Genomic DNA, 12,097 nt, shown 5'->3' on the forward strand with positions numbered 1-12,097 from the left:
AAGCAACCCCCCGCGCGTGGGGGGGGCCGGGGGGGGGGGGGGGCGCGCGCCCCCGGGGGCCGGGCGGGGCCTCCCGGGGCGACCCCCCCAAAAGATAGTGGGGCCGCTTCGCGACCCAGCGGGAGCAAGCTCCCTCGCCACAACAAGCTCGGCTCCTACAAAACAGCTCGTGGCGTGAGTGGCTGACCCTGCCATTCGAACGCAACCGGTGCCAATACCTGATCAATCTGCGCGTCTCGCCATAATTCGGCCATTGTCCTGCCAGCCTCAGGGTGCATACGGTCCGGCGCCATCATCGACAGCGGCCACAACACAAAGGCGTTTTTCAGGATTTCGGCTCGCGGCAAGATCAAGCCATCGAAATTGCCCACCAGATCGCCATACAACAACACATCGATATCCAGCGGCAGGCCTTTGCGGTCTGGCGCGTATCGGCCATTGTCAGCCTCGATGGATTTCAAACGACGATCCAACTCCATCAACGGCAGGTCGGTATAAGCCGACACCACCAGATTGAAAAACGGCCCACTTTTGATCCCCACCGGCTGGCTTTCGAACACCGCCGAACAGCGCATATCCGTCAAGAAACCGGCCAACGCATCCAAGCCGGCACATAGACGAGCCTCGCGGTCGATATTGCTGCCAAGCCCGAGGTAAACCTGAGTCAATGACATCCGCGCTCGATCTCCACGCCCACGCCCTTGGCAGCCGGCACCGCGCCGGGCTTGGTCAACTTGAGGTGCAGCCAGGGAATCTGGAATTCACTCATCAGCACTTCGGCCAGACGCTCGGCAAAGGTTTCCACCAGTTGGTACTGGGACTGCTCGGCAAAGGCCTGGATACGCGCAGACACCCTGGCGTAATCCAGTGCCAGGGTCAGGTCATCACCGGCCGCAGCTGGGCGATTATCCCAGGCGAAGCTCAGGTCCAGGCGCAGGCATTGCCGGATTCCGCGCTCCCAGTCGTAAGCCCCGATCACGGTGTCGACTTCCAGGCCTTCGATAAACACTCTGTCCAAGCACTTTTCTCCGCAGCACGACAAGGGCGCGATGCCCCGTTAGAATCAGGGCGTCCTCGCCCGGAATAGTTAGCATGTTTTGGTCACTGGCGATTTTCGCCTACCTGCTCGGCTCGCTGTCCTTCGCCATTTTGCTCAGCCGCTTGACGGGAAACCCCGATCCGCGAATGAGTGGCTCAGGCAATGCCGGCGCCACCAATATGTTGCGCCTGGCCGGCAAGAAACTCGCCGTCCTGACCTTGCTGGGCGACGTTTGCAAAGGCCTGCTGCCCGTGCTGATCGCCAGCCTCGTCGGCCTTGGCTTGCAGCAGCAAGCCTGGGTGGGCCTATGTGCCGTCCTGGGCCACCTGTTCCCGTTGTACTTCCGTTTTCGCGGCGGCAAGGGCGTAGCCACGGCGGCCGGCATGCTGCTGGGTATTTACCCTCCTGCGGCGTTACTGGCCATGCTCGCCTGGCTGCTGACGTTCTACCTGACCCGTACCAGCTCGCTGGCCGCGCTGATTGCTACGCCGCTGACCCTGCCGTTGCTGGCCTGGCAGGAACCGCAAGCGCTGTTACCGATGAGCGTGCTGACACTGCTGATCGTCTGGCGCCACCGCGGCAATCTACGCGACCTGTTTGCCGGGCGCGAACGGCATTTTTAAATATCCCGCCTGGACTCGGCGCCCTTGAACCTTACAACGGCGGCAATTGTTCCATCGGCCAGCGCGCCTGCACGCTGATCGCCAGGCTTTCGTGCTGTCCGGCCTGCAAGCGCTGGCAACCGGCATAGGCGATCATTGCGCCGTTGTCAGTGCAGAACTCAGGGCGTGCGTAGAACACATTGCCATTCATGTCGCCGAGCATTTTTTCCAGGGAACTGCGCAACGCCTTGTTGGCGCTGACGCCGCCTGCGATCACCAGCCGCTTCATGCCCGCCTGTTTCAGGGCGCGCTTGCACTTGATGGTCAAAGTCTCCACCACAGCCTGCTGGAACGCCAGCGCGATGTCGCAACGGGCTTGCTGGCCGTCGTCCCCGGCGCTGACGCTCTGCTGCCAGGTGTTCAAGGCAGAGGTTTTCAAGCCGCTGAAACTGAACATCAAGCCAGGACGATCACACATCGGCCGCGGGAAGGTGTAGCGACCGGCAACGCCGTTCTCGGCAAGGCGGGCGATTTCCGGACCACCCGGATAATTAAGTCCCATCATCTTCGCGGTTTTGTCGAACGCTTCACCGGCGGCATCGTCCAGCGACTCGCCCAACAGTGTGTATTGGCCGATCCCGTCCACCTGAACCAGCTGCGTATGCCCCCCCGAAACCAACAAAGCGACGAACGGGAACTCCGGCGGTGTTTTTTCCAGCATGGGCGCCAACAAATGGCCTTCCATATGGTGCACACCAAGGGCAGGAATGCCCCAGGCAAACGCCAACGCCTGGGCGCAAGAGGCCCCAACCAGCAGGGCTCCGACCAATCCGGGGCCGGCGGTGTAAGCGATGGCATCGATCTCGGTAGCCACACAGCCGGCTTCATCCAGCACCTGGCGGATCAGCGGCAGCATGCGCTTGACGTGATCGCGGCTGGCAAGCTCCGGCACCACGCCGCCATAGGCGCGATGCAGGTCGATCTGACTGAACAGTGCATCGGCCAAAAGCCCGCGTTCACTGTCGTATAGTGCGACTCCGGTTTCGTCGCAGGAGGTTTCAAGTCCCAGTACTAGCATGGGTTTGCGCCTTGTAGAGGCTGAATTCGAAGGCGCGCATAATAGTCGCCACTCCCCCTCCCGACTAGCGGTTTTCGATCAGAGGCTTTGCATTCCGGGCAATGAGGGGTTAACATCCGCAACCCTTAAAAACCGACGACCTCAGCCGCGAATTTTTTGCGACGAGAACGTTGATTCCCGGTAATGAAAGAAGGTAGCTCTGGATGCCAGCCGTCAAAGTAAAAGAGAACGAACCCTTCGACGTAGCTCTGCGTCGTTTCAAGCGCTCCTGCGAAAAAGCCGGTGTTCTGGCTGAAGTTCGTAGCCGCGAATTTTATGAGAAGCCAACTTCTGAGCGTAAGCGCAAAGCAGCAGCCGCTGTTAAGCGTCACGCTAAGAAAGTTCAGCGCGAACAGCGCCGCGCCGTTCGTCTGTACTAATACACAGACGTTCGTAGCAAGCTTCTGCCAAGCCCGGCCCTCAGCCGGGCTGTTGGCATTTGCGGATATCGCTTGATGCTTCACCGTCGACGCCGCACATGCGACCGAGACACTGCTTCACACGTCAGGGCTGGCTCTTTTGCCAGCGGTGCACGTCTCTTCTGACGAGCCTAACAAGGCTACTGACGAGCACACCTATTCTTCAAACAGACGATCAACTGTATCGGCTGTGCCCAACGATGCGTTTCCGAGGCCGCCATTGGCCTAGACCGGACGCCCGGGCAACATTTCCATGCCGAAGACCGATCAGAAACTATCCTCAGTAAATATTCGGCAGATACACTCCCTGATGACCCATGCAGACGATGATGATCGAGCACTCCTTACGTGCGCTTGAACACGTCACGGGCCCTCATTTACACGCAGTGATGACGAGAACGCCATGGCCGGGCTGATTCCCCAGAGCTTTATTGACGACCTTCTGAACCGCACCGACATCGTCGATGTTGTCAGCTCACGCGTACAGCTGAAAAAAGCCGGCAAAAACTACACCGCCTGCTGCCCTTTTCATAAAGAAAAAACCCCATCCTTCAGCGTCAGCCCCGACAAGCAGTTCTATTACTGCTTCGGTTGCGGGGCGGGCGGGAATGCCCTGGGCTTCCTGATGGACCACGACAACCTGGACTTCCCCCAGGCTGTCGAGGACCTGGCGAAAGCCGCCGGCATGGAAGTGCCCCGCGAAGAAAGTGGCCGGCCGCACAAACCGCGGCAACCCACCGATTCGCCGCTGTATCCGCTGCTCACCGCTGCTGCCGATTTTTACCGCCAGGCACTCAAGAGCCACCCGCAGCGCAAGGCCGCTGTCGATTACCTTAAAGGGCGCGGCCTCACCGGCGAAATCGCCCGGGACTTCGGCCTCGGCTTCGCTCCGCCGGGCTGGGACAATCTGTATAAACACCTGAGCAGCGACACCCTCCAGCAAAAGGCCATGATCGATGCCGGCCTGCTGGTGGAAAACGCCGAGACCGGCAAGCGCTATGACCGCTTCCGCGACCGGGTGATGTTCCCGATCCGCGACAGCCGTGGCCGCATCATCGCCTTCGGCGGCCGTGTACTCGGGGACGACAAGCCCAAGTACCTGAACTCTCCGGAGACCCCGGTGTTCCACAAGGGCCAGGAACTCTACGGCCTGTTCGAGGCGCGCAAGAACAACCGCAACCTCGACGAGATCATCGTGGTTGAAGGCTATATGGACGTGATCGCCCTGGCCCAACAAGGCTTGCGTAACGCGGTCGCGACCCTCGGCACCGCCACCAGCGAAGAACATTTGAAGCGCCTGTTCCGCGTCGTGCCCAGCGTGCTGTTTTGCTTCGACGGCGACCAGGCGGGCCGCAACGCCGCCTGGCGCGCGCTCGAAGCCACGCTGTCGAGCCTGCAGGATGGGCGCCGCGCACGCTTCCTGTTCCTGCCTGAAGGCGAAGACCCGGACACCCTGGTGCGCTCGGAAGGTACCGACGCGTTCCGCGCACGTATCAATCAACATGCGCAGCCGCTGGCGGATTATTTTTTCCAGCAGCTGACCGAAGAAGCCGACCCGCGCTCCCTCGAAGGCAAGGCCCATATGGCCACCCTCGCGGCGCCGCTGATCGACAAAGTCCCGGGCGCTAATTTGCGCACGCTGATGCGCCAGCGCCTGCTGGAGATCACTGGTTTAAGCGGTGAAGCCGTAAGCCAGCTGGTGCACAGCGCCCCGCAGGATGCACCGCCAGCCTACGACCCCGGCATGGATTACGACGCCATGCCGGACTATGCCGACTTCCACCAACCTCAGGAGGCCTTCGCCCCCCAACAGGAATGGACGCCGAAGAAGCCCGGCGCCGGCGGCAAGAAGTGGGACAAAAAGCCCTGGAGCAAAAACGGCAAACGCGGTGATCGCGATGAAGCCTACGCACCACGCACGCCCGTAGCGGTGGAAGCCCCCACATTGATTGCACTGCGCACACTGATTCATCACCCGCAATTGGCCGGTAAGGTTGAAAGTGCCGACCACTTTGCCAACGAGAGCAATACCTATGCTCAGGTGCTTATCGCACTGATCGAAGCCGTGCAGAAAAACCCTAAGCTAAACTCAATCCAGTTGATGGCTCGCTGGCATGGCACGGAACAGGGCCGTTTATTGCGGGCACTGGCGGAAAAGGAGTGGCTAATTGACGGCGACAACCTTGAACAACAGTTTTTAGACACCATTAATAGGTTATCCGCGGGTCAACACACTCAGACCCTCGATGAACTTATCAAGAGAGCAAGGCAGCCGGGATTATCGGCTGAAGAGCAGATTCAGATAGCAAAACAGATGCGCGACCTCTTAAAACAGAATGTTTACGCATCAAACCCGACCTCAGCTGGCGTGTGAGGTCATAGCTCGGGTATAATCCTCGGCTTGTTTTTTGCCCGCCAAGACCTTCAGTGGATAGGGTGTTATGTCCGGAAAAGCGCAACAGCAGTCTCGTATCAAAGAGTTGATACTTCTTGGTCGTGAGCAGGGTTACCTGACTTACGCGGAGGTCAACGACCACCTGCCTGAGGATATTTCAGATCCTGAGCAGGTGGAAGACATCATCCGCATGATTAACGACATGGGGATCAACGTATTCGAAGTCGCGCCAGATAAGGATTCCCTTATGCTGGCCGACGCTGATACCGACGAGGCCGCCGCTGAGGAAGCTGCTGCCGCGCTGGCTGCAGTAGAGACCGATATCGGCCGCACGACAGACCCTGTGCGCATGTATATGCGCGAAATGGGTACCGTCGAGCTGCTGACACGCGAAGGCGAGATCGAAATCGCCAAGCGTATCGAAGAGGGTATCCGTGAAGTGATGGGCGCCATTGCGCACTTCCCTGGCACGGTTGACCACATTCTCGCCGAGTACACCCGCGTCACCACCGAAGGTGGCCGCCTGTCCGACGTCCTGAGCGGTTATATCGACCCGGACGACGGCATTGCGCCGCCTGCCGCCGAAGTACCGCCGCCTGTTGATGCGAAAGCCGCAAAAGCGGACGACGACTCCGACGACGACGAAGCTGAAAGCAGCGACGACGAAGAAGAAGCCGAAAGCGGTCCAGACCCGGTCATCGCGGCCCAGCGCTTCGGTGCGGTTTCCGATCAAATGGAAATCACCCGCAAGGCCCTGAAGAAGCACGGTCGCGGCAACAAGCAGGCAATTGCCGAGCTGGTGGCCCTGGCTGAGCTGTTCATGCCGATCAAGCTGGTGCCCAAGCAATTCGAAGGCCTGGTTGAGCGTGTTCGCAGTGCTCTTGAGCGTCTGCGTGCCCAAGAGCGTGCGATCATGCAGCTCTGTGTGCGTGATGCGCGCATGCCGCGTACCGATTTCCTGCGCCAGTTCCCGGGCAACGAAGTTGACGAAAGCTGGAGCGACGCACTGGCCAAGGGCAAGGCGAAATACGCCGAAGCCATAGGTCGCCTGCAGCCCGATATCATCCGTTGCCAGCAGAAGCTGACCGCGCTTGAGACCGAAACCGGCCTGACGATTGCAGAAATCAAAGACATCAACCGTCGCATGTCGATCGGTGAGGCCAAGGCCCGCCGCGCGAAAAAAGAGATGGTTGAAGCGAACTTGCGTCTGGTGATCTCCATCGCCAAGAAGTACACCAACCGTGGCCTGCAGTTCCTTGATCTGATCCAGGAAGGCAACATCGGCTTGATGAAGGCGGTGGACAAGTTCGAATACCGTCGCGGCTACAAGTTCTCGACTTATGCCACCTGGTGGATCCGTCAGGCGATCACTCGCTCGATCGCCGACCAGGCCCGCACCATCCGTATTCCGGTGCACATGATCGAGACCATCAACAAGCTCAACCGCATTTCCCGGCAGATGTTGCAGGAAATGGGTCGCGAACCGACCCCGGAAGAGCTGGGCGAACGCATGGAAATGCCTGAGGATAAAATCCGCAAGGTACTGAAGATCGCCAAAGAGCCGATCTCCATGGAAACGCCGATTGGTGATGACGAAGACTCCCATCTGGGTGACTTCATCGAAGACTCGACCATGCAGTCGCCAATCGATGTCGCCACTGTTGAGAGCTTGAAAGAAGCGACTCGCGACGTACTGTCCGGCCTCACTGCCCGTGAAGCCAAGGTACTGCGCATGCGTTTCGGCATCGACATGAATACCGACCACACCCTTGAGGAAGTCGGTAAGCAGTTTGACGTGACCCGTGAGCGGATCCGTCAGATCGAAGCCAAGGCGCTGCGCAAGTTGCGCCACCCGACGCGAAGCGAGCATCTGCGCTCCTTCCTCGACGAGTGATACCAGAACCCCCGGCCCAGGCCGGGGGTTTTGCTTTCTACCGATTGCTTTGACAGATTAACTGCCCCGCACCACCCCACCCTCGCAATGCCCGTCTACACTCGAGACATTCCCCGTGCCATAACGAGACCGTTATGCCCAGATTGCCGACCGTGATACTGCTGTCGCTGCTGACCTGGACCGCAACGGCTGGCGCGTTGACTCTTACGGATGATGAGCGTAGCTGGTTGGCGGACCATCAGGAGCTGCGCCTAGGCGTGGATGCGTCTTGGCCACCTTTTGAATATCGCGATGAAAATGGCCGATATCAGGGCTTGGCAGCCGATTACGTACGCCTGCTTCAGGACCGCCTGGGTGTGCGAATCAAACTGATCGAACCGGTGAACTGGACCGCAGTGCTTGAACAAGCCCGCAATAATCAGCTCGACCTGCTGCCGGGCATTATGTCCACCCCCGAACGCCAAAACTTCCTGGCCTTCACACGCCCCTATCTCGACTTTCCCATCGTCATCCTGGCCCATGAAGGCGGCGCGAAACCACGCAGCCTCAAGGATTTGTACGGGCTGAAAATTGCCGTGGTGGAGAACTACGCCCCCCATGAATTGCTCCGCACCCACCATCCGGACCTGAATCTGGTCGCCCTGCCCAACGTCAGTTCGACGCTGCAAGCCCTGGCCACCGATGAAGTGGATGCCGTGGTCGGCGACCTCGCCTCCAGCGTCTGGAGCCTGCGCCAACTCAAGCTCGACGGCCTGTACGTCAGCGGCGAAACGCCCTACCGCTACCAACTGGCGATGGGCGTGCCGCGGGATGAGAAAATCCTGGTGGGCATCCTGGACAAAGTCCTCGCCGATCTCAGTTCAGCGGAAACTGATGCGATCCAGCAACACTGGGTCGGCAGCTTCACCGATCACCGTACCTTCTGGGCTGACCTGCTCACGTACGGCCTGCCAGCGGTGCTGCTGTTGAGTACGGTGCTGGCGATCGTCATTCGGATCAATCGCCGGCTCAGCTCGGAAATTTCCCGTCGGGTCGCCCTTGAGCAAGAACTGCGAAGCAGCGAGTACCACTATCGCGGCTTGGTGGAGAGCTTGTCCGCCATCGCCTGGGAAGCAAGCATCAGCGACTTCACCTACAGCTATGTGTCGCCCCATGCCGAAGACCTGCTTGGCTATCCCCGCGCCCATTGGCTGATTCCAGGCTTCTGGCGCAACATCATCCATCCCGCTGACCTGACCCGCGCCGAGGCCTATTGCTATCGGGAAACTCGTGCCAACCGTGATCACAGTATTGATTACCGGGTCATCACCGCTGATGGCCGCTGCCTGTGGGTACGTGACATTGTCAGCCTGATCGAACACGGCCACGAGCCAGTGCTGCGCGGCCTGATGATCGATATCAGCGAAGCCAAGCGCACCGAAGAAGCCCTGCAATTGTCCGAGCAGAAATTTGCCTCGGTGTTTCAGCAGTGCCCGGACATCCTGGTGATTGCCCGGATGTCTGATGGCTGCCTGCTGGAGGTCAACAAGGCATTCGAGGACCAGATTGGGCTGCGCGCCGACGAGGTGGTAGGCAAAACCGCCTCAGATCTGAATATATGGGGCATTCAGGGCGTCGGTCCGGATTTGCTGCAGCGGGTACAGACCACCAGTATCCGTAACCTGGAAATGTCCTTTCTGCGCAGCAATGGTCAGGCATTTACCGGGCTGATCTCAGCTGAGCCGTTCCAACTCGATACCACTGAAGCCCTAGTGGTGGTGGTGCGCGATATCACCGAGTTCAAGGAAACCCAACAGCAGTTGCAAACCTCCGAAGAGAAATTCGCCAAGGCATTCCATGCTTCCCCCGACGGTTTACTACTGAGTCGCCAAAGGGATGGCCTGCTGATTGAAGTGAACGAAGGTTTCAGCCACCTGACCGGCTTCACCAGCGCCTCTTCACTCGACCAATCTGCCTTGGACCTGGGCATCTGGGTCGACCTCAACGAACGCAAGCACATGCTGGAATTGATGCAACGCGACGGCTTTGTCCGCGATTTCATCTGTCATATCCGTCGTGCCGACGGCCAGATTCGCCTGTGCGAAGTGTCCAGCCGCCCACTGCCGATTGGCGACGAAGATTGCATGCTGACCATCGCCCGGGACATCACCGAACGCCAGTTGATGCAGGAAAAACTGCAGCAGGCCGCCACGGTGTTCGAAAGCACCGCCGAAGGCGTCTTGATCACCGACACACGGCAGAACATCAGCGCCGTCAACCGCGCCTTCACGGAGATAACCGGCTACAGCGAGGTTGAAGCCCTTGGCCATACCCCGCGCCTGCTCGCCTCCGGCCTGCACGACAGCGCGTTCTATGCGGCGATGTGGCACCAGTTGACGACCTATGGCCACTGGCAAGGAGAGATCTCCAACCGCCGCAAGAATGGCGAGGTGTATCCGAGCTGGCTGACCATCAGCGCTGTGCGTAACCGCGAGCAATTGGTCACGCACTTCGTTGCTGTGTTTGCCGACATCTCCAGCCTCAAGCTGGCCCAGGCCCGCCTGGATTATCAGGCCCACCACGACCCATTGACTGGCCTGCCCAACCGCACCCTGTTTGAAAACCGGCTGCAGGCCGCCCTCAACGGCCAGCAGGAAAGTGGTAAACAGGGCGCGGTGCTGTTTCTCGACCTCGACCGCTTCAAGCACATCAACGACAGCCTCGGCCACCCGGTTGGCGACCTGCTGCTCAAAGACATCGCCGTACGCCTCAAGGAGCAGTTGCGGGACGTGGACACCGTTGCTCGCTTGGGCGGCGACGAATTCATCATCCTGCTGCCCGGCTTGCAACAGGCCAGCGACGCCCAGCACTTGGCGAACAAACTGCTCGACTGTTTTACCCCGCCATTCCAGGCCGGCGAGCATGAGTTCTTCATCAGCGCGAGTATCGGCACCAGTCTGTATCCGCAAGACGGTACCGACGTCGCCACCCTGGTCAAAAATGCCGACGCCGCGATGTATCGCTCCAAAGCCAAGGGGCGCAACCGGGTCGAGCGCTACACCCGCGACCTGACCGCCCAGGCCAATGAACGCGTAGCGCTGGAGCACGAACTGCGACGCGCCATCGAACGTGAAGAATTGAGCCTGTATTACCAACCCAAACGCAGCCTGGTCACCCAACAACTGATCGGCGCCGAAGCCTTGATCCGTTGGCACCACCCGACCTTGGGCGAGGTCCCGCCCGAGCACTTTATTGCCCTGGCCGAAGAGAACGGCATGATCCTGCAAATCGGCGACTGGGTACTGGAACAGGCCTGCCGGCAGTTGCACGCCTGGCAAGCGGCTTTCGAGGATTTCGGCCCCCTGTCGGTCAACCTTGCAGGCGCGCAACTGCGTCACCCCAACCTGCTGTCACGCATCGAACAACTGCTGCGCGATTACCACCTCGAACCCGGCTGCCTGCAGCTGGAGATCACCGAAAACTTCATCATGAGCCAAGCCGAAGAAGCACTGGCGGTGTTGCACCAACTCAAGCGCCTGGGCGTACAGCTGGCAATCGATGATTTCGGCACCGGCTACTCGTCCCTCAGCTACCTCAAACGCCTGCCCCTGGACTTCCTCAAGATCGATCAATCCTTCGTCCGCGGCTTGCCCGACGACCCTCACGATGCAGCCATCGTGCGCGCCATCATCGCCCTTGGCCACAGCATGCAATTCACCATCATCGCCGAAGGCGTGGAAACCCCGGCACAACAAGCATTCCTCGCAAGCGAGGGGTGTGAACAGATGCAAGGCTACATCGTCAGCCTGCCCCTGCCGCCGGAGCTTTTTGCCGCCAGCTTCCTTCGTACACGGCACAAGGATTTTTCGGATGGCACAGTGAACAAACCATCGCTATAATCCGCGACCTACTGAGGGCCTATAGCTCAGTTGGTTAGAGCAGGGGACTCATAATCCCTTGGTCGTAGGTTCGAGTCCTACTGGGCCCACCATACTCAAAGCCGCGCACTGCGCGGCTTTTGCGTATCTGGCATCACGGTTCTTTCAGCCAGGCCAAGCCTGTACCATGCTTGCCCATTGCCCTCCCGCACTGGAGCTCTCCCCTTGCCCGCCCTAGACGAAATCGACCGCCAACTGATCGCCGCCCTGCAGCTCAACGCCCGTGAAAGCGTGGCCATGCTCGCCAGGCAGTTGGGCATCGCCCGCACCACCGTCACGTCGCGTCTGGCCCGCCTGGAGAAAACCCAGGTCATCACCGGTTACGGCGTGCGCCTGGGCCAGCGCGTTGCGGATGGTGGGTTGCAGGCTTACGTGGGCATTACCGTGCAACCCCGCTCCGGCAAAGAGGTGTTGCGCAGGCTGAGCGCCATGGCGCAAGTGCAGCAGCTGTGCGCGGTGAGTGGGGAGTTCGATTACGTGGCTTGGCTGCGCACCGATTCGCCGGAGCAACTGGACCAATTGCTGGACCAGATCGGCAGTGTCGACGGCGTGGAGAAAACCACCACCTCGATCATCCTCAGTAACAAATTGGATCGCGGACAACCAATCTGACCACTTAGCTCGTCACATTGACTAAAACTAGCGCAATCCGACGACAGATTGCGTCTTATTAACGCGCGTAACGTTCCCTAAACTGGCTGCCATCTTTTCCTA

The 12,097-nt window shown here is 59.7% G+C and carries 9 protein-coding genes and 1 tRNA gene; 7 read left to right on the plus strand and 3 right to left on the minus strand.

Annotation, left to right across the window (positions count from 1 at the left end; all coding sequences use genetic code 11):
• Positions 1 to 155 precede the first annotated feature (155 nt).
• Entirely contained in the window at positions 156 to 674 is a 519-nt protein-coding gene (gene folK / locus GIW79_RS06590; RefSeq protein WP_054896793.1) for a 2-amino-4-hydroxy-6-hydroxymethyldihydropteridine diphosphokinase, read from the minus strand.
• The gene (folB, locus tag GIW79_RS06595) at positions 665 to 1,018 is read right to left on the minus strand and encodes a dihydroneopterin aldolase (RefSeq protein ID WP_054896792.1); all 354 of its coding nucleotides are present in this window, start codon (positions 1,016 to 1,018) and stop codon (positions 665 to 667) included. Before folB ends, folK begins: the two co-directional genes overlap by 10 nt.
• 74 nt (positions 1,019 to 1,092) lie before the next feature.
• Here folB and plsY point away from each other — a divergent pair, with 74 nt between their 5' ends.
• Positions 1,093 to 1,662, plus strand: coding sequence for a glycerol-3-phosphate 1-O-acyltransferase PlsY (gene plsY / locus GIW79_RS06600; RefSeq protein WP_034128830.1), 570 nt, complete (start codon positions 1,093 to 1,095; stop codon positions 1,660 to 1,662).
• 31 nt (positions 1,663 to 1,693) lie between these two features.
• On the opposite strand, the gene tsaD is transcribed toward plsY, so the two are convergent.
• A complete protein-coding gene (gene tsaD, locus GIW79_RS06605; RefSeq protein ID WP_003194748.1) occupies positions 1,694 to 2,719 on the minus strand; it encodes a tRNA (adenosine(37)-N6)-threonylcarbamoyltransferase complex transferase subunit TsaD in 1,026 nt (341 codons plus the stop codon).
• Between the two features lie 203 nt (positions 2,720 to 2,922).
• Between tsaD and rpsU the strand changes: the two genes are divergently transcribed.
• The 6 genes from rpsU to GIW79_RS06635 all read left to right on the plus strand — a co-directional run bounded on the left by rpsU (position 2,923) and on the right by GIW79_RS06635 (position 11,995).
• Complete coding sequence (rpsU, locus tag GIW79_RS06610) at positions 2,923 to 3,138, plus strand: 30S ribosomal protein S21 (RefSeq protein ID WP_002551877.1); 216 nt, start codon at positions 2,923 to 2,925, stop codon at positions 3,136 to 3,138.
• A 442-nt stretch (positions 3,139 to 3,580) separates the two neighbouring features.
• A complete protein-coding gene (gene dnaG / locus GIW79_RS06615) occupies positions 3,581 to 5,551 on the plus strand; it encodes a DNA primase (protein ID WP_032895025.1) in 1,971 nt (656 codons plus the stop codon).
• 67 nt (positions 5,552 to 5,618) lie between these two features.
• Entirely contained in the window at positions 5,619 to 7,466 is a 1,848-nt protein-coding gene (gene rpoD, locus GIW79_RS06620) for an RNA polymerase sigma factor RpoD (RefSeq protein ID WP_054896790.1), read from the plus strand.
• Between the two features lie 134 nt (positions 7,467 to 7,600).
• Entirely contained in the window at positions 7,601 to 11,344 is a 3,744-nt protein-coding gene (locus GIW79_RS06625; protein WP_236452378.1) for a bifunctional diguanylate cyclase/phosphodiesterase, read from the plus strand.
• Between the two features lie 15 nt (positions 11,345 to 11,359).
• Positions 11,360 to 11,436 (plus strand) — tRNA-Ile (locus tag GIW79_RS06630).
• 112 nt (positions 11,437 to 11,548) lie between these two features.
• A complete protein-coding gene (locus GIW79_RS06635) occupies positions 11,549 to 11,995 on the plus strand; it encodes an Lrp/AsnC family transcriptional regulator (RefSeq protein ID WP_003194755.1) in 447 nt (148 codons plus the stop codon).
• Positions 11,996 to 12,097 lie beyond the last annotated feature (102 nt).

Origin of the sequence: Pseudomonas sp. PA-7-1E, assembly GCF_021605325.1 — a bacterium.
GTDB lineage: Bacteria > Pseudomonadota > Gammaproteobacteria > Pseudomonadales > Pseudomonadaceae > Aquipseudomonas > Aquipseudomonas fluorescens_BV.

Coding starts and splice junctions, on each gene's coding strand:
- folK (WP_054896793.1), bottom strand. CDS start 674: ATGTCATTGACTCAGGTTTACCTCGGGCTTGGCAGCAATATCGACCGC.
- plsY (WP_034128830.1), top strand. CDS start 1,093: ATGTTTTGGTCACTGGCGATTTTCGCCTACCTGCTCGGCTCGCTGTCC.
- tsaD (WP_003194748.1), bottom strand. CDS start 2,719: ATGCTAGTACTGGGACTTGAAACCTCCTGCGACGAAACCGGAGTCGCA.
- rpsU (WP_002551877.1), top strand. CDS start 2,923: ATGCCAGCCGTCAAAGTAAAAGAGAACGAACCCTTCGACGTAGCTCTG.
- dnaG (WP_032895025.1), top strand. CDS start 3,581: ATGGCCGGGCTGATTCCCCAGAGCTTTATTGACGACCTTCTGAACCGC.
- rpoD (WP_054896790.1), top strand. CDS start 5,619: ATGTCCGGAAAAGCGCAACAGCAGTCTCGTATCAAAGAGTTGATACTT.
- GIW79_RS06625 (WP_236452378.1), top strand. CDS start 7,601: ATGCCCAGATTGCCGACCGTGATACTGCTGTCGCTGCTGACCTGGACC.